This is a genomic window from Paenibacillus sp. PvP094, from assembly GCF_040546835.1.
GTDB classification, from domain to species: Bacteria; Bacillota; Bacilli; order Paenibacillales; family Paenibacillaceae; genus Paenibacillus; species Paenibacillus illinoisensis.
Genome location: NZ_JBEPOM010000001.1, coordinates 307546 through 332273, shown reverse-complemented (window position 1 = coordinate 332273; position 24728 = coordinate 307546). Strand labels below are relative to the sequence as shown.

The following is a 24728-nucleotide window of genomic DNA, read 5'->3' as shown; positions in this document are numbered from 1 at the left end:
AATGGAAAACATATCGGAACGTAATCAATTGCAATCCATACAATCTATACAATCAACCATCCGGAAATCCGAAAATGCCTTGACGCAGATGACTCAGAAAGGGGCAAATACGACTTTAATAGAAAAGAGACTTAAGGCACTCCGTATTGGTTTATCCATGCTTGAACATGTGTGGCAGCACAAACCTCATCCATATACCTTCGGAGATCTGACTGAAGCTCGCAGTGTTCTTACAGGTTTAATGCCATCCATTGACAACTCACTTGTTAAGGCTAAGGAAGACAGTCCTCAGAGAACTCTTCTAATAAGGAGAATCCAAGCATTGGAACTGGCTGTTCAGGCGATGGATGATCTAATGAAGGAGGAACGCCAGTGAACAGTTATTATGGAGAACTTTGTACGAAGATATATGAAAGTGATAAATCGTTAGCCGAAGGCAGAGAGCTTGATTTTTACCTTTCATTTGTTGACAGAACAGATATGCGTGTGCTTGAACCCATGTGTGGAAACGGAAGAATGCTAATCCCTTTTATGCAGCGTGGAATAGAGATAGAGGGATTTGATATATCCGAAGATATGCTGAAGGTATGTAGAGAAAAAGGTGACCGATTCAATCTGAAGCCTCATGTATATTATCAAAAGATTGAAGATTTCGTAAGCTCCGAACAATTCGACTTGATTATGATTCCATTTGGATCGTTCTCGCTGCTTCCCAGTGAATTAGTGAACCAAAGCCTTACCAATCTGCAATATGCGCTTAAGGCTGAAGGGAAACTTCTATTGACGATTATGTTAAAAGGGAACGACGTGGAAGAGATTCGAGAATGGAGAGAAACGGATCGGAAGGTTGTAAACGATGAATTAATTGTCTTATCCAAAAAAGTTCAGTATCGCAAAGAGCAATCCATGCTCGTAACGGAGCTGAAATATGAGTTAGTCAAAGACGACAAAATCGAAAAGACAGAAGTCATGAACTTTCCTCTTCGTTTGTATGAAATGAAGGAGTTTGAAAGTATTCTTAGGACAAATGGTTTTCAACATATTCATTTGCATGAAGTGAAGGATGGGTATGGGGAAGGCACCTATTTTCATGTATTTGAATGTTCCTTGTGATCTTAGCCAGGGAGCAACTTAATGGACATAAGCCCAAATGACCAATCTTATTAGTGATGAATGATAGTCCCAGTTCTATAACATGATCAGGAGGTATTTCATTGTCCATTCCTAATTTGCTCGTTCGTGAAGCCGTGAAGGAAGATGTACCATTTTTGATAGAATTGAATGATCAATTTAATGGAGTTCGTCGAAGCCGGGAAGAGGTGGAAACGGACCTTTTAAATGAAAGAGAAGTTATTATAGTAGCTGTAATGGAAGAGCGAGTCGTTGGATTCGCATGCGGACAGATCTATAAATCGTTTTGCTATGCAGAGCATCAGGCTGAGATCACTGAAATGTACATACAAGAATCATCACGCAGGAATGGATTGGCCGGAATGATGATTGAACGACTGGAAGGGATTTTTAATAACTCAGGAGTGAAACACATCAAAATTTTGACAGGAAATAAGAATGCTAAGGCGATAAAAACATATGAAAAAGCAGGTTATGACCGGGAGGATGAACTCGTTTTTGCTAAGGAATTGAAATGAATTTTCAGAATTGTATTTAAATATTTACTAAAGGAGGGCGGGTTGAAAAGTGTTACGTTACCGTTTTTACCCCATGACCAAGGATAGAGCCTTGCAGATTTCAAAGCGGCAGTACGAATATCCGTATTCAATGTATGACATGGATGGGAGTGAGGACAGCCTTTTGGAGTTAATGAATGGAGAGTATTATTACGCGTTAGATGAACATGATGCTCTAATTGGTTTTATATGCGTAGGCGAATCAGCACGGGTCCCTGGCGGATATGCAGCTGGTATCTATAGAGATCTGACGAAGTTGGACATTGGTTTGGGATTGAAGCCTGACTTGACGGGAAACGGCAAAGGTCAGGCGTTTCTATCATAGGTCCTTTCATTTTTGAACAATCAATTTATTAATCGTCACATTCAATTAGTCGTTGCAGCATTTAATGAGAGAGCTATCAAGGTGTATGAACGGATTGGGTTTGTGAAAGAAACATATTTTAGGAGCAAGTATGAAGAGAAGGAATTAGAGTTCATTTCGATGAGTTATGTTAACAAGGATGTGTAAACAAAGATTCAGGAATTGTTCAAAACGAGAAAAGGAGATGGAATTCATCTATTCCTATAGATCTTTATTATATGATGATTTAAAAGATATAAGCTCTTTTCCTCAGTCAGACGAAGAATTGTTTTATGTTAGTCCTCAATTTAAATATCCCTTAACACCAGATCAGATAGTGAAACTTCTTGAGAATCGATACGAACCTACAGTTATAGTTCATAAAGATTCAGATCAAATTGTAGCCTATGCCAATTTGTATAATTATAAGGACGATGAATGTTGGCTAGGCAACGTTATTGTATCCAAAAGTTTCAGAGGGCAAGGTACTTCTTCGTATTTGTTAGAGACGATGATAATGAAGGCAAAATCGATTTATAGAGTAAAGAACTTATTATTATCATGTCATAGTACGAATTCAAGAGGGCTCGCATTCTATCACAAGCATGGATTTAAACCCATTGATATGAGAATAACGAAATTAGAAGATGGAAAAAAGATAATAACTATACAGATGAAGCTAGAGATTTGAATGGAAATATTCGCAACGTATTGTGGCACGTTGAAAATGATTGGGTGGATCTAAACAGCTACAATTTAGTCGTATATAGAAGTTCAAGTTCTCGGTTGCTATATGTATAAAAATGGAATAAAATAAAGTTTGAACCACAAACGCCTAACCTAAGATTAAGAGAAGTCTCAGGTTGAGGCGTATTTTTGTTCACTGGCGGGAAACACAGAACAAATTACATACGGACCTGGTTCAACCCTAGATTGATGTTGATGGAGGGATTAAATTGTTTCCATTTCAAGTGAATGAATTGATAGTAATCAATTTAATTCAACCCCAAGAAAGAGATGAATTGTACACATTAATTGATGAGAACAGAATGCATCTACGAGAATGGTTGCTATGGGTGGATAAGAGACAATCCCCAGAAGACTTAGATCCAGTAATAGAGATGTGGAAACAAAATTATGAAGATCAGAACGGCTTTGATGCTGGTTTGTGGTTCAATGGTAAACTGGTTGGAATGATCGCATTACATTATATTGATTGGAAAAATAAAGTGACTAGTATTGGATATTTTTTAGGGGCGTCAGCGGAAGGTCAAGGGATTATTACAAAAAGCATCACAAGTCTACTTGATGTCTTATTCAATGAGATGAAATTAAATCGTGTAATTATACAATGTGCAGAAACTAACCTTAAAAGCAGATCGATACCAGAACGGATTGGTTTCATCAATGAGGGGATTTCTAGAGAAGCACAATGGCTTCACGATCATTATGAGAATATTGTGACATATAGTATGTTATCGAGTGATTGGAATCGGTAAATGTCACTAATCGTGTAGGGACGGAACTGTTAGCTAAATTAACGTATAGGTGGTCAAAAGATGAATCCAATTCTTAAGCAATACTTGCTGAATGTAGAATTTTCTAGTGATCTAAGTCAAAATATTCACTCTTTCTTCGAAGCACATCATGATCCAGAAACTCTGAAACACACATTAGACGTTGCCGCAGAAGCAAAGCGAGTAGCTGGATTATTTGGAGCAGATCCTCAAAAGGCCGAACAAGCAGGATTATTACACGATATAAGCAATGTGGTTCCAATAGGTGAAATGCTAAATCTGGCCAAGGCGTTATCTATAGAAATCATGAATGAAGAATATAAGTATGATAGAATCATTCACCAGAAGTTATCTAAAGCTATGGCAAAAGAAATATTTCATATCAACGATCAAGAAATACTAAGTGCAATCGAATGTCATACCACGCTTAAACCACAATCAAGTTTACTGGATAAAGTACTCTTCATTTCAGACAAAATATCTTGGAATTTACCAGGAGATCATAGTTACCTGCAAGAGATACGAGATAAAGTAAATGAATACCAACTCAATGATGGAATACTCATCTATCTGAACCATGTATGGGAGCAACGTTCCAAGCTTAAATTAGTACATCCCTGGCTTATAGCAGCGAGAGAAGAATTAATAGAAATGAATCGCTAACGAAAGGAGAAGAATATGCCTCCATTTCCTGTATTAGAGACAGAACGGTTCGTACTAAGAGAGATTAAACAAGAAGATTCAAGAGAAATATTTCGTTATTTTTCTTCAGATGAAGTGACGAAGTTTTATGATCTGGAGAGTTTTACGAGTGTTGAACAAGCGGAAGAACTCATTCAAAGATGGAATGATCGATTTAATCAAGAACAGGCCATTCGCTGGGGAATTACTTTGAAATCGGAAAACAAGGTGATTGGAACATGTGGATTTCATGGTTGGGTGAAAAATCATTATAAAGCTCACATAGGATATGAATTAGCACCGGAGTATTGGGGCCATGGATATATGACCGAGGCGGTTCAACAAATCATTGAATTTGGATTTAGCCATCTTGCATTAAACCGAATGGAAGCCAATGTAGAACCAAAGAATACGGGATCAAGAAAGTTGCTTGAGAAAATTGGATTCAGAGAAGAAGGAATTTTAAAAGAACATTATTATTGGAAGAATCAGTTTGTGGATACGGTTATCTATGCACTACTGAAGAAGCAGTTTCTACTTAATTGATTTCTTCCGTTTTAATCCTTGGAAAATCAGCATGAATGCCATTAAGAAAAATAAGATATTGACTGAACGTATAGACTGATTTTCAGAAAAATCCTTGATTAGAAGATAAGATTGAATAACTAGAATAACAGAGGCATAAAGAAAATACATATTGGATTTGTCTTTAAATTTCCTTCCAAGCAGCTTAATTATCAGGGTAAATGCGATAGCATAAATGGTTATTATCCCAACAAAAAATAAAGCTAAAAATGATAAGTTCATACAATCACCTCTATTTATTTGTAAATACATTTTATAACATTTATTATAAAAATAACATGATTTTATTCGGTAGTTAACTGGTATAGATGATCGATTGGTATGCACTAAATATTTACACATCTCACGGAGAAAGGAATAAACCATGATCAAACCAAATTTGGACATACAAGCTGTTTTTATGGACAGAGATGGAACCATCGGTGGCACAGGTCACTTTATTCACCCTAGAGAATTTGAGTTATACCCTAATGCACAAGAAGCTATAGCGCTTCTGAAGAGAAATGGAATCAAGGTATTTGCTATAACGAATCAGTATCGGATATCGCGTGGAGAGGCAACCATTCAAGAGTTTGAAGAACAATTTAGTGAGTACGGATTCGATCAATCCTATATATGCCCACATGAACAAGAATGCGGCTGTCGAAAACCTAAACCGGGCATGTTGTTAGAGGCTTCACAGCAACACCATTTAGATTTATCAAGATGTATCGTTATTGGTGACGTAGGCGATACGGACATGCTTGCTGCTCATGCAGTAGGAGCGAAGAAGATCATTGTAAGAACAGGCTGGGGAGAATCGTCATTAACAACGTACAGAAACAAGTGGATAGATACGGACCCTGATTACATAGCAGAAGATATTTTAGATGCAGTTTATTGGATCATCCAAGCCAAACTGAAGAATTGAAATAGGAGAGAGTACGCATGAAATATCTTACAAAAGAGTGGTATGAACTTTGCCAACAAACACATCTTCACTTTGGTATGCGAGTACACAGCGGAGCCCAACAAATGGATGAAGAGCTTTATCTACGATTATATAAAAGAAAAGAAAAAGAGCATGTAAAGTTTCAACGCGATGTTTACAATGTTGATCCCCGTTTTATGCTGGAGCAGGATGGTGCGGTTCTTGTGCGTGCGGAGGAATTTATTAGTGGGGATGATGTATCGGAAGAGGATACGATGGTTTATCATATGCCGGCTGAGGAAAGAGAGCATATAGAGAAGTTAATTGCAGATTACGATGCGAGGCCACCTTTTGACGAGTTAGGCAGCAAACAAGAATTTAAAAGTAATCTGGAATGGAACTGCGAAAACAAGATTGCACAACTACCGAAAGAGATCTATGACCAAATTGCAGATATCCGTGTATTTTCCTTGGGTTATTGCACTAAAGAGGTCATGCAACAGTTGAAAAAACAGAGCAAATTAAATGAAGCTCAAATGCAACTGATCTCGAAGGAGTATAGAGAGGCGCAGCTAGCTGAACCTATTCCTGAACATATTCGTAACCAGGTCCATTTTCATGATTGCACCGTGACGGAATTGGTCTCGGATTCGGACTTGGTCATTCGATTCGATACCCGTGGAGGGTTCACGAATTTAAATAAGATTACGTTTATTGCACCTGAGATCATCAAGCAAGAGGGGGACATTGTCGGTATGTACTGGCTCTATCAAGAACTGTATTGTATCGAAAATGGATATGAAATACATATGCTTTTTGATGGTGAAGAAATGTCTGAACTGATTATTCAGTGCCAGGATATTGTTGTAGAAGAAGAGTGACTACATAACGAATGAAGATTGTCTGCAGTTGTAGCATTTTATTAACGGTGTCTAGAGGGAGGTACAGCATTTATGAGCATGTCTGATTACTATAAGAACCTTAGAGCTAAGATTGGGAATGATCTCATATTTATGCCAGGTGTAGCTGGTATTATACGAAATGAACATGGTGAGATCCTCTTTGGGCGTAAACACAATGAATCAACATGGGGGTTAATTGCTGGAGCAATTGAGATTGGTGAAACACCTGCACAAGCGATGGTCAGAGAAGCTTTGGAGGAGACCGGTCTTGTCGTTCAGCCCGAAAAGATCATTGGTGTCTACGGTGGAGAAGGTCAACGTTTTACATATCATAACGGTCATCAAGTTGAATATTTAACCATTGTATTTAAATGCAGAATCCAATCGGGGCAATTAACATCAAATAATGAAGAGATGAAGGATTTGCAATTTTTCCGTGAGGATGAACGTCCACCTTTAGCCAATCATTACCCGGATTACATTTTCAGTTCCACTCAAGAAGAACGAGCGCATTTTGATAGATAATCCAATGAACTTATTTGCTAAGAAAATGAATGGAATTGAAGTTGAATGGACGACCAGTACGTAGGCATTGTGGTTTATTTCTTTCCCGATATTCTTTATAAACTATTTGTTCTGATGAGATATAGAGGAATAAAACCGAATAGTGAATTTGAAGAAAACCTGCCGAGCACAGATATCCCTAAGACGATCGAAGTGATATTAAAAATATTAGGGTGCATCATGGTAATTATGGGTTTCATATGGTTCTGGTTTTCAGAAGAATTTTATCGATTGTGGTTTGAAGAATACTAACCGATTTGCACCAATAAAGTATAAGGAGAAGAAACTACATTTAGATGTGGGGATGTGAATTGGTGATATTGGTGTCTTCGATATTGTTTGCTGTCCTCATTCTGATTGTCATTCTCTTTCAAGTGGCACTCGCTGCAGGTATGCCGTGGGGAGAGGTAGCGATGGGTGGGAAGTTTCCCGGGAAATATCCTACAACCATGCGTTATTCCTGTTTGTTGCAGATCACTATTCTCGTATTCATTGGTTTAGTTGTACTGAGTAGAGCGGGTATGCTATTGCCTGAGTGGTCTACATTTGCAAATACAGCAATTTGGTTTATTGTTGGGTATCTGGTGCTGGGAACAATCCTAAATCTGATAACACGCAGCGTATGGGAACGAAGAATCTGGGCTCCGGTAACGATACTGCTCCTTATTACCAGTTTGATTATTGCCTTATCATAAAAAGCATTTACATACGTACTACCTAAAAATGAAATCGGGGTGATTCCATTGGTAAATCGATAAAAACGAGAAAGATCCATGGTTAATATACATTAGCATGCGATTTTTCTCTTACTCCAACAATACAATTAGAGGAGAATTGACATGTTAAATAAATTAAGTGAATCGATCTATTACTTATCTAACCAAAATGATAAAGATAGACCGACTTTAGGATTGGTATGTGGAGATCAATACAGCCTAGTAATCGATGGTGGGAATTCGGTTCAGCATGCCCAAGAGTTTTTACAGGAAATAAGCCGTTTAGATGTACCACCTATCAAATATGTGGTTATCACGCATGCGCATTGGGATCATTTTTTAGGAATGAATGAATTCAATGCGACGATTATTGTTAATCACCTCACTCAACAGAAGATAAATATCTGGAGAAACTTTTCTTTTGATGACCATTCACTCAATGAATATGTAGAGTCAAACAAGATGAGTTTACACTGCATGGAAATTATCAAGAGTGAAATACCAATGAGAGACTCCTTTCAATTAAATGATTCTGATATCATTTTTGAAGGTTCTCTTGAACTTGATTTGGGCAATAAGGTCTGTAGGGTTGAAACCATTCGGAGCACACATACAGATGATTCAACGATCGTATACATTCCGGATGATAAGACTATTTTCCTTGGAGACAGCCCTTATGGAACAACAACCAACTCATTGTTTCATTTTAAGCAGGCTATGTTGTTACCGATGATAGAGGATATTCAAAAGTATGATGCGGATCATTTCCTACTCGGGCATGAATCCATATGCGACCTGGATGAGATGAACGTGTTTTGGAGAGAACTGACTTCCTGTAATAGAGCAGTGACATCTACATCATTAGATAGCGCAATAACAAACTTCGAGAAAGAACATGAGCGGACTCCCAATGAAAACGAGATGTTCTTTTTACAAGCATTTGTTAACGATCAACGATTACAGTTACAGCATAAGTAGAAAGTTTAAACCTACGCTTGCAGCATTGATGCTGAGAGGACTGCGATTCTGATTATCGAAAGTTCATTGACATCGAAGGATCTATGATATTAAAGGGCCCTGGCTTGTATGCCTAAGGGCTCTTTAATAGTTTTGAATCGTCATTTATACTAATGGTAGTTTCACCCATACATAGAAAAGAACAACGGAGAGGAGAGGCGCTATTATGCCTATCTACTACTACATTGCAGCAGGATTACTGGTGGTTGCAGCCTTGGTGATTCGGCGCAGGATCAGGATTTTTCGTTCGAAAGGAAGACGCAGAAGGCACACGAGAGTTACGTATAGACGCAAAAAATTACCTTTGAATCTGGGACTGCGTGATGACATTTCCTACGATAAAACCGTTCAACAATTGGAGAAGAGCTTTAATAAGCATTTTTCGAATAAACTAAAGCTCCGTATGGAGCAGGAATATCCTCATATGAAAAAGCTGGAGTATCGATGGAAGCTGCTCGAGCTTAAAAGATACCTCGTTATGGCTTCTTTGCTGAAACAGGTCCCGATGTTTAGCGATGAGGTAGACGAGTTATGGCACGAAATGCTGATGTTTACCAAATCCTACGCTGATTTTTGTGCAGAATTTATGGGTTCCACGGTACATCATGAGCCGGCAGTTACCCGCCGTGAGAATCCAGGTGCACGTGCATGGTTTGACTGGGTATACTGTCAATTATTCGAGTTCACTCCATATAGCTCCGCAATCTGGGGGGAGTTCTTCAGCTACCCGATATCCGGTGACCTGCAGAAGCTGATCGCTCAGGGAGATCGAACTGAATTGGTGAATCAATTTTTCCATACGAGACGCATGCAGGAAGATCCTGAAGCTGCACAGGTCATTTCTTATTTGATGGACAGGCTGCAGAGATCGGCAAGTCTAAACGAAAAAGAGCTATCCCACGAATCCTCAGGTTCGGTTGATGTGGCTCTTATCATGGCCAGTGCCATGGTATATCACTCCATGTATCATGAGGCAACGTACGGAGTGCACATGGGTCGTCTCGAACAGGAACTTATCCCACCGGAAAAGGCAGCCCAAGGAGCTTCGTCAAGCAGCAGTTGTTCAAGCAGTTCAAGCTGTTATGCCGATCATTGTAACGACAGCAGTGGTTCCTCTGGAGATTCTGGGTCATCATCTGGTTCGTCTTCCGATTCTTCCTGCAGCTCATCCAGCTGTTCATCTTGTGGCGGAGGCGGAGATTAATGAAGGAGGGATCGTATGACTGAAAGATTTCATTTGGAACGTGTTGACATAGAAGACCCAGCAGATGAGAATCGGGTGTCTGGATACGGGATGCTTGAGTTGTTCCAATCCGAGGTGGAGTATCGATTTAATACGGAAGACATCAGTTTAGAAGAGGCAGAGCGGTATATCCACGACGTGCTGAATCGCTTGCCGGATGACACGGTTAACGACATATGCAACCGGGCATATGAATGGAAGACAGAGAAAATGTCAAGTGACACGGCGGACTACCCTGCAGGCTTGGCCGAAGTGGAGGGCAGGGGGATTCTCGCGTTTATGGCAGTTGGTGAAGTTGAACTTTATCGAAATCCGGCTGATCCGAAGGATAAGATCCTGGGAGCCATACTAGGTGGCAGCACAGATTGGGACACGGAGAACGGTATGGAGATTGTTATGCTTGGTCATCAGGTTCTTGAAGTACGTGAGTATTTGGGGTATGGCGAATTTGCCATCTGGACTGAATCGGATGAGTAGTAATGGTTATAAGGGGTGAGCAGAATGGGAAATACCATTTCAATGCCTAAAGATGCTGTATCAGTGATCGAATCCATCGGAATGTCCAATGGGTTAACATCAGTGTTTATAGAAGTGCTCTCCATCAGTGGCTCGATGCTAGCCAGGACGAACCGTGAGAGGGAAATGACCATCTGGTTGGCCCAGAGGGATCAGTCCGTCGTAGGCATCGGAACGGTTGGCTTCGACATCGATGAGATGCCTTGGTCCATAGATATCTTTGAAGAGGAAAAGGATTTTATGCACCGCATGATTGCACATGCAATTGCTGAAGCGGGGTGGGAGAAGTTAAGTTATAAACCGCGAAAAGAGTCGCTCATACCCTGCTTGGAGCAATTTCAGACCATGATTCATACGTTCAATAGAGACGACGTTAATCTGGACAATTATCTGGAGTGGTCCGAGATTGAAGAGGATGATGATCAACCGACAATCCCGCCAGGATACCCGAAATGCGAAAATCATGAAGTGTACTTGTCTTGCCATGGCTGCATTTTATGTAATAATGGAAGTTAGAGACCTTCTGCCAGTTGGTTAGAGCTATCACTTTTGTTATGGAGAGAGAACAAAAGAATAAGAACTAGGTTCGAACGTGGAAGAATGAGTAACGAAGAATATAAAGAACAGGCCAAGAGATTCAAAACAAGCTTCGCAATTAACATCAGTTATCTCGTCAATAAGAAAGTACATAATGTTTGGGAGGGATTGTTTTGAAAGCATTGTCGACCATTGGGGTCGTGTTGTTCACATTAACATTATTTATGATACTGGGTTTAGGGCCAGAAGATCCAGATAATGCCGCATTTTTGGCGCTGTTAACCATGTTGTATGCAATCCCTTTTTCAATTGTTGTTTTGGTTAGAGCAAATAAATTAAAAAAGCCGCCCGTTAATGTTCATGAACAACTTTTGCAATTAGGTGAGTTGAAGGAAAAAAACATCATAACTGACTTTGAATTTGATCAAAAGAAACAGAAACTACTCTCTAAGTATAAGTAATCCAGAAGTTTTGGCAGATTAGTGCTCGGGCCAACGGATAACAGAAGACAGATATACACAAAACAAATCAGGGCATTCCCTCGAGGGAATCAGCCCTGTTTTTGTTTTACCGCTAAATCTTGCATCATACTCAATGGTGATGATGTGCGTGCGCATCAGGTGCGTCGCCTTTAACCGTACATAATACTGAACTGTCGTGAAGGTGGTTCTCAGACTCTACCTGCAAGGTGACATGCTTGATATCTTTGTGCTCCAGCATATGTTCGATCTTCTGCACAAGCGTTTCAGCTTCATAGATGGTCAATGTTCCATCGACCACAATATGAGCGGTCAGTGCATTCAGGTTACTAGTGATGGACCATACATGCACATCGTGAACGCCATGGACACCGTCAACTTTTTTAATCGTTTGCACAAGATCATTGACATCCACATTCGCCGGAGTGCCTTCCATCAAAATATGCAGGGAAGACTTCGTTACGAAGAATCCGCTTCGCAAAACCAGCACGGCCACGATTACACTTGCGAGTGGATCTGCCCAGCCCCAGCCGAAGAACATCATTAGCAGTGCTGCCGCTATGGCCCCGATGGACCCAAGCATATCGCTGATGACATGCAGGTAGGCACCCCGCATATTGAGGTTATTCTCCGTGTCGCTGCCGCGCATCATGATCCAGGCAACGAGAATGTTCACGAGCAATCCAACGATGCTGATGATCAGCATGCCGACCGTGGCTACTTCCGGCGGATGAATGAAGCGGCCGATCGCTTCGTAAAAGATGTATAGGGAGATGGCGATTAAGGTGATTCCGTTTAAGGTAGCAGCCAAAATCTCGAATCGTCTGTATCCGTAGGTTTTACCAGTATTCACTGCCTTTTCCCCAAAGGTAAACGCTAGTAAGGCAATTCCCAGAGCGACTGCATCTGACAGCATATGTCCTGCATCGGAGATGAGAGCCAGACTGTTGGTCACAAAGCCGCCTACAGCTTCAACGATCATATACAGCGTAATGATAATGAAGGAAAACAGTAGCACTTTCTTGTTATTGGGATGAGCATGTTGGTGTCCATGGTCGTGATTGTGGTGATGTCCGGACATACGAGATCCTCTCCTTTGGAGCATGGCTCCGTTATGTAATAATGTGATTGCTATTGTGGCTTAGGATATCCCTTGCATGAATCTAATTAATCAAATGAATATATGAGCGTTTGTTCATATGTTATGGTTTTATTATAGATGTGCCTAATAATAGTGTCAACCAGATTCAACAAAATATAAACACGAAAGCATTGCTTCCTGTGGTGTGTGCTGGCGAACGCTTTGGCTTTTGTGCTACCATCTGTGCAGGATCCATGTGCGGAAGTATTCGTAGCAAACTTCAAACCAATGGATATGATCATTATACATTCAACTTAGAAATAGAGGGGCGGACAACGATATGAAACACCTGCTTCTGGCGGATGATGACGCCAACATTAGAGCACTCCTTCGGCATGTCATGACCAAAGAGGGGTATCAGGTGCATGAAGCGCAGGATGGGATAGAAGCGGTCAAGCTAATCAAAGAAACACCGATTGATCTGGCGATCCTGGACGTGATGATGCCAGGCATGGACGGACTGGAGCTATGTGATTTCATCCGGCAGCAGTATGACATACCGATTGTGCTGCTAACGGCAAGGGACCAGCTATCCGATAAGAGGGAGGGCTATCTGAAGGGCACGGATGAATACGTGACGAAGCCGTTCGAACCCGAAGAGTTGATCTACAGGGTCAAGGCACTGTTTCGCCGTTATCACCGCACGTCAAGCGATATCATTCGCATGAATCGCATATTGATTGACCGGAATAACGTGGAGGTATCTGATGGTCAATCCATTCTGTTTTTACCCATGAAGGAGTTCGAGCTGCTCTCCCAGCTGGCACAATATCCAGGTCGTTTATTCTCGCGGGATGAATTAATTAGACTGGTCTGGGGCGCAGATTACGAAGGTGATGACCGTACGGTGGATGTGCACATCAAGCGGTTACGTGATCGGTTTGCGGATTATACAGATGACTTTGTAATTCATACGGTACGGGGGATCGGTTACAAGATGGAGGTGAAAACCCAGTGAGGACTTTGTATGTTCGAGTCTTCCTCATTACGATCGCTGTCATTGTGGTCAGCGGTATGCTGGGTTTTCTTTTATCCAATATCTATTATCATGCGAAGCTTAAGTCCTTCAATGATGAGAAGCTGGTAGGCATCGCCATGCAAATGAAGCAGTTTGTGGAGCGGGAGCCAGACATGATGCAGCAGTATCTGAACAATGCCGCAGCTCTCGGTTACGAGATCTATGTGACAGATGGCAAGGGGAATGATGAATTCTACGGTAGCGAGTTCCGCGAGAAGGATCTGGACAAGCGAGCAGTAGATATGGTACTTGACGGTGAGGTCTACCATGGTGTTGCCCAGTTTCCAAGTAAACCCTTCATTACGGGTTTCTTTGACAATCAGTTAAGCAATACCATTGGTGTTAAACTACAGATCGGAAATACAAGCTATGGCCTGTTTATGCGCCCGGACGTCATTTTGCAATTTGGCGAACTGCGTATCTTTTTTGCCCTGATTGGGGCGCTTACGGTAGGTATTAGCATCTTGATCTTTCTAATCAGTACGCGCTACTTGGTCAATCCAATTGAACGTCTGTCGGAGGCGACCAAGCGAATTGTACAGGGAAACTATAATCTGAAATTGCCCACGAAGAGACGTGATGAGATTGGGCAGCTGGCTCAGCACTTTATGACCATGAGTCGTGAACTGGAGCGGGTAGATCAGGCGCGTCAGCAGTTTGTATCAAATGTCTCGCATGAGATTCAATCGCCACTGACCTCGATCCAGGGATTTGCCCAACTGCTCTCAGATCGAGATCTTCCTGAACAGGAAAGGGAGCACTATGCATCCATTATTGAGGAAGAGAGCCGCCATCTCTCGTTGCTCAGCAAACAGCTGCTTCTGCTGTCATCCCTCGAACAAGGCCAAGAGGATCTGACCAAAGAAGAATTCTCTCTGCGCGATCAATTCCGTCAAGCCGTTCAGGTGCTGCAATGGCAGCTGGAAGAAAAGGAACTGCTGCTCCGGATATCGGTACCCGAATCCATCCAGATGGTTGGTAATGAAGTACTGCTCATGCAGGTATGGATGAATCTGCTGGGCAATGCAGTGAATCATCTTCCGCAAGGAAGAAGCATTGAGATCCGAGCAGAGCAGACCGATACTCATTGTGTAATCCAAATTCGGGATACAGGAGACGGGATTGCGGCAGAGCATCTGCCATTCCTGTTCGATCGTTTCTATAGGGTGGACCGTGCGCGGGAGCGTTCTTCTGGTCGAACCGGGCTTGGGCTCGCCATTGTGCAGAAAATTGTCCGGATTCATGACGGTACGATTGAAGTCTCCAGTTCGTCCGAAGGTACCGTCTTCACTGTGACTCTTCCGCAGATGTAATCTGTTATTCATTTGCCGTTCATTTTCACCTCCTATACTTGGTTTATCAAGAGGAGGTCAGAGATATGTACTTGGCTATTAGAGAGATGAGGTTTGCCAAAGGGCGGTATGCGTTAATTGCTACCATTATGGTACTGGTTTCATTTTTGGTACTGTTTGTTACAGGTCTTGCGCAGGGGCTGGCGTATGACAACGCCGCGTCGATCAAAAATATGGCAGCAACCCATTTCGTTCTCGAACAGGATTCTAATCATCGTTTCACCCGGTCGCAGGTGAATCAGGATCAGCTTGAACAGTCGCGCTTAGTGGTAGGGCAAGAACATGCAGAGCCGCTGGGTGTGAAAATGACAACCGTTAGCCCGGCTGACGACACCAAGAAAATAGATGTCACTCTGTTTATGGTGAACCCAGGAGGCTGGCTTGCGCCAACCGTCACTGAAGGAGTTCTGATGACGGATCAGAAGGACGGACAAGTTGTAGTAGATCAAAAGCTGTCGGAGTCTGGCGTGACCATTGGGACGGTTCTGGTGGATCAAGCGTCGGGGACGGAGTGGACAGTCGGTGGATTTGTGCAAAATGAGTCCTTCAGCCACTCACCGGTCGTGTTCCTGAATGAACAGGAATGGCTTGCTTTGCAAGGAAATTCGCGTATTAGCCCAGATACAGCGGGCAATAATGCTTCGTCATACAATGCCATTGCCATTAAGGATGCAGGTGAGAAGGTGGATAGCCTGAGTGCTGCACTGCCGAATGCGGAAGTGATTACGAAGTCCGAAGCGGTATCGGCCATTCCTGGCTATAAGGAAGAGCAGGGGTCGCTGCTCATGATGATCGCTTTTTTGTTTGTCATCTCGGCGTTTGTACTTGCAGTATTTTTCTACGTCATCACCATTCAGAAAACGAGTCAATTTGGCATTTTGAAAGCCATCGGGACGCGCAATGCGTATCTGGCTGGCAGTGTGTCATTACAAGTATTAATTTTGTCCGTCGGCAGTTTGGTAATCAGTGTTCTGCTGGTCCGTCTGTTTGAGTCCATCCTGCCAGCTTCGATGCCGTTTCAATTAGGCTTGTCCACCCTGGCACTAACCTGCATGTTATTTGTAATTATGTCTATGGCAGGTTCGTTGTTCTCGGTCTGGAAGGTTACCAAAATTGATGCGCTTGATGCAATTGGGAGGACAGCAGCATGAGAAACCGATTGGTATTGCAGGGAATTACACAGACCTTTGAGGATGGCGGGGTCAAACGTACGATTTTGGATAAGCTGGATCTTGAAGTTGCCGAGGGGGAACTTGTTGCGGTTATGGGTCCTTCCGGGTCAGGCAAAAGTACATTTCTGTCCATTGCAGGTGCACTCCTTGAACCAACGGAGGGGCAGGTTCTGCTTGATGGTGTATCCATCATGGGCAAAAACAAGCAGGACATTTCCGATGTGCGGCTTCAGCAGCTCGGTTTTATTTTTCAAAGTGCCAACCTCATTCCTTATCTGAAAGTGGAAGAACAGCTGATGGTCGTTGCGAAGCTTGCCGGAATGGACAAGAACAAGGCCGCGAAGCGAGTGGATGAGCTGCTTCATACGGTAGGTTTAACTCACCGTCGTAAAGCATATGCCGAGAAGTTGTCTGGCGGGGAACGTCATCGGGTTGCCATTGCGCGGGCATTGATGAATGATCCGGCTGTGCTGCTGGCGGACGAACCGACAGCCAGTCTGGATGCAGCACGGGGGCTCGATATTGTTGGCATGATTGCGAAGCTGGTTGCAGAGCAGGGCAAGAGTGCGGTAATGGTTACGCATGATGAGCGGGTTCTTCCGCTGTGTAATCGGGTTCTCTTTTTGGAAAACGGGAAACTGGTGCACAAATAAGGAGCATACCCTGAGACGAAATTGTTCTCTGTATCTATTATGAGAAAGGTCACCTATTCCATGAGGGAAGGTGGCCTTCTTTCTATCCTTTCATCTATAATTGGAGAAAGAATGAAGTGGAAGATTTTACTTTATCTAGAGAAGGGCTGATGCGGATGCAAAGCTTAAATATTGAACATTTTCCGGCACTGAGTGCCTCCATTCATTGGGGGACGGTGACTGCGGAGTTCAGGTTGAACGATATCGTGGATGAAGTGCTGGTGAGCAACGTGAGCATTATCCCGTTCGTCGGGAAGCAGTGCGTCGTGTTTCAATTGGATAATGGCAAATGGGAACTGCCGGGAGGAACATTGGAACCTGGAGAGAGATATACGGAAGCATTAAAGCGCGAAGTGATGGAAGAGCTGGGTGCGGAGCTGCAGTCCTATCAGATATTCGGTCAGTTCTATTGCACATCTGGTGCCACTGAACCGTATCGACCACATATTCCGCATCCTCATTTTGTGAGAGTGATTGGATATGGAGATGTTGAACTTGTAGGCAATCCGCTGAATCCGGTGGATGGAGAGCAGGTTGTTGCCGTAGAGCTTGTAGAGATTGCTGAAGCCATTCGGAGATTCCAGGAGCAGAATAGATATGATATAGCGGAGATGTACCAGTTGGCTTATGTATTGAGGGAAGAAGCTAGACGGTAAGAAACAGGGATGTGGTTCAGGTCGAAGACACACCTAATTTCATTTCAAACGGAGGTCAACGTGATTCGAGAACAAATTAACAAGATGTTAGACGTTTTGCCTGAAAGTGAACTGAATGTGGCGTACGCGCGGATCGAGCTTGTATACCGTAGATATATGTTTGAGCAAAATCTGGCGAATAAGGGAGTTCAGGTGACGGAGCTGTGTGAGGAATCGGAGGGCATTGTTAAGCAGTGGGATGAGGTATTTGCCGGCAATCTGGATGACGAGGCAAAAGACGCGATCTACTACAGCGATTATAAATGGCATATGTTTAGTTATAAGAAACAAGCGTGTTTAACGGGCGATTCAGCACGAGATGCGTTTGATGCCGAGCTCAAAAATGACTTATATATCATGTATCAACATACGCCGTTTATCCAGGTCTATGAGAATGCGAAAGCAGTCGTTGCAGCGGACTTTGATTCTGAACAAGATATCTATATCTTTGACCGTCAGTTTACCTGGACCTACGTACATACGCACGAAGACATGTGTGGGCCTTATTTTTATAAAATCAGTCCATTAAAGTAACGTTACTCAGGAGAATTCCATTTCAACGAATCATTGTGCAAAAGGAGATATCGCAATGCGTAAGAAGCTCGTTAAAATATCCAAACGCTTCCTGATTCTCATTTTGCTTATGGCCATACTTTCACTTATATTTCCGACATGGACACCAGGAATCAGGGGAGAGAACAGCATTAGCACGATGGGGCAAATCGAGATCAACGGTGCAGGTTATGAGGTTATGATTCGGGGAACGGATCGGGACAATCCTATCCTAATCTTTGTACACGGTGGTCCGGGATGCTCCGAAATTCCTTATGTCAGAAAATATCAAGAGGAGCTCGAACAGCATTTTACCATTGTGCATTATGATCAACGCGGGAGCGGAAAGTCTTATCACTTTCTGGAGGATTATTCGCAGTTGACAACGGATGTGCTTGTAGAGGATTTATTGGCATTAACCGATTATGTGAGTGCGGAGCTTGGACAGGATAAGGTCAGTTTGGTTGGTCATTCATTTGGTACATACATAGGAACGAAGGCTGCCGCCAAGGCACCAGACAAATTCCATGCTTACATCGGTATTGGGCAAGTTGCTGATCACGTGCAGAGTGAGTTGGACAGTCTGAATTATACCCTCGCTCAGGCGAAGCAGGCTGGTAATGCAGAGGACGTGGCAAGTCTGGAACGTCTACGAGGATCAATTGAGCGAGGGGAGAAATATACGCCAAGGAATATGGTGCGCAAATACGGCGGTGCAGCCAGACAGATCAATGAAAATAGGGATTATATACTCGGCTTCCTGTTCGGTCCTGAATACAATGCGCTGGATGTCATTCGATACTTCATGGGCATTCAGGCTACGCAGGAACTGCTTTTGAAAGAGGAATCGGGCGATCACTTACCCGAACTTGTAGAAGAGCTGGAGATTCCGACTTACTTTGTCATGGGAAAATACGATTATATGACATCGGTGAATGCGGCACAGAAGTATTTCAATGAACTGAACGCTCCGAGCAAAGAGTTCAAGGTGTTTGAACATTCGGCGCACTATCCTCAGTTTGAGGAAAAAGAGCAGTTCGCTGCGTGGTTGATAGAGTTGTATAAGTCTTACTAATGATTAAGAAATTAGGGGGCTAGTATGTGAAGAGAATTGACGATAACATATGGAAACTCATTCTAAAACTGAATACCAAAGATATGTTGCCCGTATATGGCTTTAGAAGAAATTCATCACATTATAATTTAATAACCGCGATAAATCATTCGATAGCTCTGTTTGTCAGTGGTTCGTATGACGGTATAGTTGTTATGCTAAACAGAGCTAACAAGGAACTGGAAGCTAGAGACTTTGAAGAGACGGACTATATTAGGACGTGCAAAGAATACCTAAAGTTACTGAAGGATTATTTAGTTGAGAACCAATTAGTAGACCACAATACACAAGAACAATAGAGGGGACAAAAATGATCATGTCAATTCTAGAAAAACACCAGAAGTAGTGAAAATATTAGATCATAGCGTGGGAAAGTATTTCACGGCATGTTAACGATAAATTCATCCTAATAATTAAGTATGGCGAGGGATTATGAGAATAATAAATGAACGTACGATTACTGGAGTACCTTGCTTACAGATAGATCCATACTTACCGCCTGTAGGCACAATCATCCTATATCATGGTTGGGGGTCCACTATTCGAGACTATCTGTTTTTTGGATCGATGATCTCGGATTGGGGATACAAAGTGATCATCCCTGAGCTGCCTCACCACGGTGAACGTGGTAATCTAGCGTACTTTGATACCGTTATTTTACAACAACACTTTTGGTCAGTCGTGATACAAGCGGTTGAAGAGGCGAGCACTATTGTCGCAGATATCCTGAATACAGACCATCCTGTAGGTATTATTGGAAATTCAGCAGGTGGATTTATAGCAGGTGGAGTTTGTGCGACCAATTCAAATGTAGAATCTGCAGTAATCATGAATGCTTCTTGTGCCTGGTTAAGGTCTGAGGAGATTTTTCGTCAACATGACGGGAGAAGTCCGATGATTGCAATCGAAGCCGAACATATCAGGAAATATGATCCTTTGTTTAATATTAACGATTCTAATGACCAAGCATTCCTCTTGCTGCATGGAAAAGAAGATACAACCATTCCCATCGAAAGCCAGCGATACTTTATGGAACGCATGTCTGTAAAAGATAATCAAACATCACTTAAATTAGTGGAGTATGCAGGCGTAAATCATCACATAACGTTGGGGATGCTGCAAGAAGCAAAAGAGTGGTTGGAGAAATATGTTCATGTAGAACGGTAACGCTTTGTTCGTTGATTTTTAACAGATACTCATGTGAGACAACAATAATTAACGGAAGGTATGTAACGTTATGAGCGATATTCAGTATAAACTGAATTTTGAGAAAGTGTGCGATCAATTAAATCTTGGTGAACTGATAAGTCCACCCAAACCAATATTGGGTGGACTCTTACATCGAATGTATGTCATAGAGACAAGAAGAAATAAATATGCAATTAAGGCATTGAATCCACAGATTATGAATAGGTCTGAAGCTATGCAAAATTATATAAATTCAGAGAAAATAGCAAATATGGCGAATAAACATGTTCCTGTACAACCAGCAAAAAGAATTAATAACTCTTCGGTCCATAACATAGATAATCAATTCTATCTTATATTCGATTGGATTGATGGTCGAAGTCTAGAACATAATGAAGTTACCAACGAGCATTGTGATCAAATGGGTACGATTCTTGCGGATTTGCATAAGATCGATTTTTCACAACTTGATATGGCAAGGCCACCAAAGGATGTTTCGAAAGAAACAGACTGGGCGTTTTATCTGAACAAAGGAAAAAATGAGAGTCTGGAATGGAATGAGCTTCTAGATTCAACGATCCAACAGTTGTATGAGTGGAATGCTAGGGCAAAGAGATCATTGCAACTCCTATCTTCAAATACAGTGATTAGTCACAGGGATTTGGAGCCCAAGAATGTGATGTGGCAGCATAATAGCCCAATAATTATTGATTGGGAATCGGCAGGCTACATCAACCCCATGCATGATTTGATGGAAACAGCTATGTATTGGTCCGTAGACAACACTGGAAATGTTGATAAAGACAGATTTTTAACCTTTATTAATGGATATCGTAAACGTGTGAGCTGCTTAAGTGCCGACTGGCGTATGGTTTTGGAAAGTGGTTTTATTGGGAAGTTAGACTGGCTCGAATATAGCCTGAGACGTTCGTTGTGGATTGAATGTACAGATCAAGATGAACAGCGAATGGGAACAGCACAAGTTATAGGTACTATAGAGGACTTAAAACGATATGATCGTATAATCCCAGAGGTTGAGAATTGGATGAGTATGTAACTCGGTAAGGAGAGATCCCAAATGACAAACGACAAAGGAACACTAAGAACATGTGAACATGGACATTCATATTACAAAAAAAGTGACTGCCCAACTTGTCCGATCTGCGAATCTGAACGTAAACCGAAAGAAGGATTCCTGGCCTTATTGTCTGCACCTGCCAGACGTGCCTTAGAAAATGAGGGGATTACAACGTTGGCTATACTTTCGAGATATACCGAGAAAGAGATCCTGAAGCTTCATGGTATAGGCCCATCTGCGATACCCAAACTTAGACAAGCACTTGACGAAGAGGGTTTGTCCTTTCCGAAATAACCCTCTCCACTCCAATGACCACTAATCCAGACGAGAAACCAATTCATCGATCGTCAACTGGTACAATAAATTCCCTTCACTAAGGAGCAGTCGCTGCTCGCGAAAATCCTGCCGTGCCTGCTTCAATGGTTTATTGGCTTCGTTGACCAATTCAATCTTTGCCCCTTCGTCAGTCGCCTGGGGGATCGGTCCATCCGTAATTGTCGAATATGCCTTCGTCAAAGTAACTAGTCCAGATTGTTCCATTCGCTGTCAGTTGGACACTCTGAATCCCGTCCCCTAACAGAAAATCCCGAATTGAATTTCTATTCAATCAAACACTTTGGCATTCAGGCCATACTGTTCATTCCCGTAGTAGGTACAGCGGTCTACATAGAATTATAGAAGAAGTATACAAGGGGACAAGAGTCTGAGTTGAAGGCGTAGAACTTGTAATGAACTTCAGGGAAGTCGCAGAGCTTGAACCAACAAGGAAAAGTAATCTGGCGTAATATTTTAACGTGAACAGGTTAAGGAGGAATAGCCTTGAAGATCTTTCTAGTAAGACACGGAGCGGATGACGAAGGGTATCGAGGTGGGTGGAGCCGGCGAGGGCTTACGGAACAAGGGATCATTCAATCCGAACAATTAGGTAATTATCTGCATCATCATGCTGAGCAGTATGATATCCATACGATTATAAGTAGTGATCTTCCTCGTGCAGTACAGACGGCAAGGGAGATTGAGCAGAAATTAAATATTCCGAGCAGCTTTGTGAAAGATTGGCGAGAGATGAATAATGGATATTTGGCGGGCATGCTCCATGAGGAGGCTGAAAAGAATTACCCAGGAGTTTATTTCAATGCTCTTGAAATGTAATCTCCTTTTCCAGGAGGAGAAAGTCCACGGAATTTTTATAACAGAATCTGTGCCTCTTTCGATACACTCTGCAGAGACATGGAGGAGCAAAAGGTAAAGTCCAACGTTCTATTGATTACGCACGGCGGAGTGATTAATATCCTCTATTATCTGCTCGATAAGCGGGAATGGAGCAATAAATCCAGCTTTTATCCGATCGATCATACCAGTATGCACGCGATTGAGAAGAGTGTTAACGGTTGGAGATTGAGCAGCATGAATATGGTGAGCCAGTTGAAATGATTCAGGAGAGAACTCAGATCGGGATTAAGCTAAGGATCACAAGCTTGTAAGCCAACTTAATCATGGCTCCATCCCTTATGTGTATCATTCATTGTATGCTCTCTTATGAAGAGGGCATTTTTTTTGTATGCATTCTAAAACTCTCTGTTTCCAGTACATTACAATTGCGCTACAATGGAATGAATTGGAAGGTGGGGGGTGATCATATGAGTGTTGAACCGAGTGAGTTGTTACGGAGCTTGCATGCATTGTCTGGGCCTTTCCCTCCTTGGGACATCCATCATTTGCCGGATCGTCCTGGGGAGTTATTTTTGGATTGGTTGCAAGGGGCAATCACGGCCAATGTGAAGGAACCTCATGCCATGACAATTTCAACGGTAGATCAAGATGGCTATCCGGATGCGCGCGTATTGATTTTGAAAAATGTCATAGATGAGGCGTTTTACTTTGCATCCAGTTCCGAGAGTCGGAAAGGAAGGCAGTTGGAGGATAACCCGCACGTGGCACTGACATTTTATTGGCCTGCGCTCGGGAGACAGGTTCGTATAAGGGGTACAGCCGCGGATATGGGAAATGAAGCAGGAGCAGATGATTTCCGGAAACGCTCGGCTGGAGCCAGAGCGGTTGCCATGACAGGGCGCCAGAGTCAGGAATTGGAGAGCGAGGAAGTATTGAATACTTCCATTGAAGCTCAGAAAGAACGGATTCAACGTGAACCGGATATGGTTACGCCCCATTGGCGGTTATATGCTGTGAATGCTCGAGAAGTGGAGTTTTGGCAGGGGGATTCGAGGCGAAAACATACTCGAATTCGGTACGAGCTGCAAGACGGGCAGTGGAAGAAGCACAGATTGTGGCCATGATTTTTATATTGAAAGAACGTACATTATAACCGAACTTTAGTATGTTTCTTTAATCTAATATTCTAGGGAGAGACGTGTATGAATACGATTGAAAGATATTTTGACCCATTTCCCGTTTTGGAAACGGAACGAACCTTACTTCGCCCTCTCACCTACGATGATCTGGACGATATGTACAGCTATTGCTCGGTTCCTGCCGTTGCCGAATTCACCACTTGGGAAGCTCATCAGAGTAAGGAGGATACCAAAGCTTTTATCGATTTTGTCATGAACCGCTATGAGGCGGACAAGCTTGGGCCCTGGGGGATTGAGGATAAACAGTCCAAAAAACTGATTGGCAGCTGCAATTATTTAGGCTGTGACAGTAACAGTATGAGGGTAGAACTGGGCTATGTGTTGTCCGACCAGTATTGGAATCAGGGCATCATGACAGAAGTCGTGAGCAAGATCATTCAGTTTGGATTCGAGGAAGTAGGATTGGAACGAATTCAAGCCAGATGCATGGTGGATAATACAGGTTCGGCCAAGGTGATGGAGAAGGTAGGCATGAAGTTCGAGGGAATTTTGCGAAATTATATGAAGGTAAAAAATGAGCTTCGGGATTTGAAGATGTACGCCATTCTAAAAGAAGATATCCATTCGGTATAGTACATGAGTGTATTTGAGAAAGGCAGCTTCCCAAGGGCAAGGCATCATATTTTATATCATCTAATCCACAGTTCAAACGATCC

Annotated in this window: 32 protein-coding genes and 1 pseudogene; 31 read left to right on the top strand and 2 right to left on the bottom strand. The window is 42.5% G+C overall.

All coding sequences use genetic code 11. The features are described from left to right. Position 1: 1 nt before the first annotated feature. From ABIC22_RS01725 to ABIC22_RS01645, 17 genes are all read left to right on the top strand, one after another. Complete coding sequence (locus ABIC22_RS01725; RefSeq protein ID WP_354477593.1) at positions 2 to 376, top strand: hypothetical protein; 375 nt, start codon at positions 2 to 4, stop codon at positions 374 to 376. Next, positions 373 to 1113: a class I SAM-dependent methyltransferase gene (locus ABIC22_RS01720; protein WP_354477590.1), complete on the top strand. Its 741-nt coding sequence runs from the start codon at positions 373 to 375 to the stop codon at positions 1111 to 1113. The genes ABIC22_RS01725 and ABIC22_RS01720 overlap by 4 nt, the downstream gene beginning before the upstream one ends. A gap of 101 nt (positions 1114 to 1214) precedes the next feature. Then, complete coding sequence (locus ABIC22_RS01715; protein ID WP_354477587.1) at positions 1215 to 1649, top strand: GNAT family N-acetyltransferase; 435 nt, start codon at positions 1215 to 1217, stop codon at positions 1647 to 1649. A gap of 49 nt (positions 1650 to 1698) precedes the next feature. Next, entirely contained in the window at positions 1699 to 2013 is a 315-nt protein-coding gene (locus ABIC22_RS01710; protein WP_354477584.1) for a hypothetical protein, read from the top strand. A gap of 166 nt (positions 2014 to 2179) precedes the next feature. Further along, positions 2180 to 2722 (top strand): GNAT family N-acetyltransferase, encoded by a 543-nt coding sequence (locus tag ABIC22_RS01705; RefSeq protein WP_354477581.1) that lies wholly within the window; start codon positions 2180 to 2182, stop codon positions 2720 to 2722. A 265-nt stretch (positions 2723 to 2987) separates the two neighbouring features. Then, entirely contained in the window at positions 2988 to 3530 is a 543-nt protein-coding gene (locus ABIC22_RS01700; RefSeq protein WP_354477578.1) for a GNAT family N-acetyltransferase, read from the top strand. Between the two features lie 60 nt (positions 3531 to 3590). Then, positions 3591 to 4211 (top strand): bis(5'-nucleosyl)-tetraphosphatase (symmetrical) YqeK, encoded by a 621-nt coding sequence (yqeK, locus tag ABIC22_RS01695; RefSeq protein WP_354477575.1) that lies wholly within the window; start codon positions 3591 to 3593, stop codon positions 4209 to 4211. 15 nt (positions 4212 to 4226) lie between these two features. Beyond that, a complete protein-coding gene (locus tag ABIC22_RS01690; protein WP_354477573.1) occupies positions 4227 to 4775 on the top strand; it encodes a GNAT family N-acetyltransferase in 549 nt (182 codons plus the stop codon). A gap of 403 nt (positions 4776 to 5178) precedes the next feature. Next, positions 5179 to 5724, top strand: a complete 546-nt coding sequence (locus tag ABIC22_RS01685; protein WP_354477570.1) for an HAD-IIIA family hydrolase — start codon at positions 5179 to 5181, stop codon at positions 5722 to 5724. Between the two features lie 17 nt (positions 5725 to 5741). Then, positions 5742 to 6605, top strand: a complete 864-nt coding sequence (locus ABIC22_RS01680; RefSeq protein ID WP_354477567.1) for a DUF4085 family protein — start codon at positions 5742 to 5744, stop codon at positions 6603 to 6605. Positions 6606 to 6677: 72 nt separating this feature from the next. Beyond that, positions 6678 to 7151, top strand: coding sequence for an NUDIX domain-containing protein (locus ABIC22_RS01675; protein WP_154892380.1), 474 nt, complete (start codon positions 6678 to 6680; stop codon positions 7149 to 7151). A gap of 353 nt (positions 7152 to 7504) precedes the next feature. After that, on the top strand, positions 7505 to 7885 hold the full coding sequence (locus ABIC22_RS01670) for a hypothetical protein (RefSeq protein WP_246058520.1): 381 nt from the start codon (positions 7505 to 7507) through the stop codon (positions 7883 to 7885). A 144-nt stretch (positions 7886 to 8029) separates the two neighbouring features. Beyond that, complete coding sequence (locus ABIC22_RS01665) at positions 8030 to 8884, top strand: MBL fold metallo-hydrolase (RefSeq protein ID WP_127539525.1); 855 nt, start codon at positions 8030 to 8032, stop codon at positions 8882 to 8884. 205 nt (positions 8885 to 9089) lie between these two features. Beyond that, complete coding sequence (locus ABIC22_RS01660) at positions 9090 to 10127, top strand: glycine-rich domain-containing protein (RefSeq protein WP_354477563.1); 1038 nt, start codon at positions 9090 to 9092, stop codon at positions 10125 to 10127. Between the two features lie 15 nt (positions 10128 to 10142). Continuing rightward, positions 10143 to 10643 carry a DUF6985 domain-containing protein gene (locus tag ABIC22_RS01655; protein WP_354477560.1) on the top strand — a complete coding sequence of 167 codons (501 nt, stop codon included), beginning with the start codon at positions 10143 to 10145 and terminating at the stop codon, positions 10641 to 10643. A gap of 24 nt (positions 10644 to 10667) precedes the next feature. Continuing rightward, positions 10668 to 11198: a hypothetical protein gene (locus ABIC22_RS01650; protein ID WP_354477557.1), complete on the top strand. Its 531-nt coding sequence runs from the start codon at positions 10668 to 10670 to the stop codon at positions 11196 to 11198. 194 nt (positions 11199 to 11392) lie between these two features. Further along, positions 11393 to 11680 carry an SHOCT domain-containing protein gene (locus ABIC22_RS01645; RefSeq protein ID WP_154892373.1) on the top strand — a complete coding sequence of 96 codons (288 nt, stop codon included), beginning with the start codon at positions 11393 to 11395 and terminating at the stop codon, positions 11678 to 11680. A 130-nt stretch (positions 11681 to 11810) separates the two neighbouring features. Here the strand turns inward: ABIC22_RS01645 and ABIC22_RS01640 are convergent, their stop codons facing one another. Beyond that, complete coding sequence (locus ABIC22_RS01640) at positions 11811 to 12779, bottom strand: cation diffusion facilitator family transporter (protein ID WP_354477554.1); 969 nt, start codon at positions 12777 to 12779, stop codon at positions 11811 to 11813. A gap of 340 nt (positions 12780 to 13119) precedes the next feature. Here ABIC22_RS01640 and ABIC22_RS01635 point away from each other — a divergent pair, with 340 nt between their 5' ends. The 11 genes from ABIC22_RS01635 (at position 13120) to ABIC22_RS01585 (ending at position 21994) form a co-directional block, all read left to right on the top strand. Continuing rightward, entirely contained in the window at positions 13120 to 13797 is a 678-nt protein-coding gene (locus ABIC22_RS01635) for a response regulator transcription factor (RefSeq protein ID WP_354477551.1), read from the top strand. After that, on the top strand, positions 13794 to 15170 hold the full coding sequence (locus tag ABIC22_RS01630; protein ID WP_354477548.1) for a sensor histidine kinase: 1377 nt from the start codon (positions 13794 to 13796) through the stop codon (positions 15168 to 15170). Before ABIC22_RS01635 ends, ABIC22_RS01630 begins: the two co-directional genes overlap by 4 nt. Positions 15171 to 15235: 65 nt before the next feature. Beyond that, a complete protein-coding gene (locus tag ABIC22_RS01625) occupies positions 15236 to 16360 on the top strand; it encodes an ABC transporter permease (protein ID WP_354477545.1) in 1125 nt (374 codons plus the stop codon). Continuing rightward, complete coding sequence (locus tag ABIC22_RS01620) at positions 16357 to 17034, top strand: ABC transporter ATP-binding protein (protein ID WP_354477543.1); 678 nt, start codon at positions 16357 to 16359, stop codon at positions 17032 to 17034. Before ABIC22_RS01625 ends, ABIC22_RS01620 begins: the two co-directional genes overlap by 4 nt. Before the next feature lie 155 nt (positions 17035 to 17189). Next, positions 17190 to 17729, top strand: coding sequence for an NUDIX hydrolase (locus tag ABIC22_RS01615; RefSeq protein ID WP_354477540.1), 540 nt, complete (start codon positions 17190 to 17192; stop codon positions 17727 to 17729). A 60-nt stretch (positions 17730 to 17789) separates the two neighbouring features. Next, entirely contained in the window at positions 17790 to 18302 is a 513-nt protein-coding gene (locus ABIC22_RS01610) for a DUF4275 family protein (protein WP_354477538.1), read from the top strand. Positions 18303 to 18357: 55 nt separating this feature from the next. Then, complete coding sequence (locus ABIC22_RS01605; RefSeq protein ID WP_354477535.1) at positions 18358 to 19395, top strand: alpha/beta fold hydrolase; 1038 nt, start codon at positions 18358 to 18360, stop codon at positions 19393 to 19395. Positions 19396 to 19421: 26 nt separating this feature from the next. Next, positions 19422 to 19733, top strand: coding sequence for a hypothetical protein (locus ABIC22_RS01600; RefSeq protein WP_354477533.1), 312 nt, complete (start codon positions 19422 to 19424; stop codon positions 19731 to 19733). Between the two features lie 133 nt (positions 19734 to 19866). Further along, on the top strand, positions 19867 to 20601 hold the full coding sequence (locus ABIC22_RS01595) for an alpha/beta hydrolase (RefSeq protein WP_483312522.1): 735 nt from the start codon (positions 19867 to 19869) through the stop codon (positions 20599 to 20601). Positions 20602 to 20671: 70 nt separating this feature from the next. Next, positions 20672 to 21679: a phosphotransferase gene (locus tag ABIC22_RS01590; RefSeq protein WP_354477527.1), complete on the top strand. Its 1008-nt coding sequence runs from the start codon at positions 20672 to 20674 to the stop codon at positions 21677 to 21679. A 21-nt stretch (positions 21680 to 21700) separates the two neighbouring features. Continuing rightward, positions 21701 to 21994, top strand: a complete 294-nt coding sequence (locus ABIC22_RS01585; RefSeq protein ID WP_127539512.1) for an RNA polymerase alpha subunit C-terminal domain-containing protein — start codon at positions 21701 to 21703, stop codon at positions 21992 to 21994. 21 nt (positions 21995 to 22015) lie between these two features. Here ABIC22_RS01585 and ABIC22_RS01580 read toward each other — a convergent pair whose 3' ends face one another. Beyond that, positions 22016 to 22216 carry a hypothetical protein gene (locus tag ABIC22_RS01580; protein WP_354477524.1) on the bottom strand — a complete coding sequence of 67 codons (201 nt, stop codon included), beginning with the start codon at positions 22214 to 22216 and terminating at the stop codon, positions 22016 to 22018. Between the two features lie 303 nt (positions 22217 to 22519). Here ABIC22_RS01580 and ABIC22_RS01575 point away from each other — a divergent pair. The 3 genes and pseudogenes from ABIC22_RS01575 (at position 22520) to ABIC22_RS01565 (ending at position 24645) form a co-directional block, all read left to right on the top strand. Continuing rightward, positions 22520 to 23134 (top strand): annotated as a pseudogene (locus ABIC22_RS01575) (histidine phosphatase family protein). A gap of 206 nt (positions 23135 to 23340) precedes the next feature. After that, entirely contained in the window at positions 23341 to 23997 is a 657-nt protein-coding gene (locus tag ABIC22_RS01570; RefSeq protein WP_354477521.1) for a pyridoxine/pyridoxamine 5'-phosphate oxidase, read from the top strand. A gap of 78 nt (positions 23998 to 24075) precedes the next feature. Beyond that, positions 24076 to 24645 (top strand): GNAT family N-acetyltransferase, encoded by a 570-nt coding sequence (locus ABIC22_RS01565; protein ID WP_354477518.1) that lies wholly within the window; start codon positions 24076 to 24078, stop codon positions 24643 to 24645. The last annotated feature ends 83 nt before the right edge of the window (positions 24646 to 24728 follow it).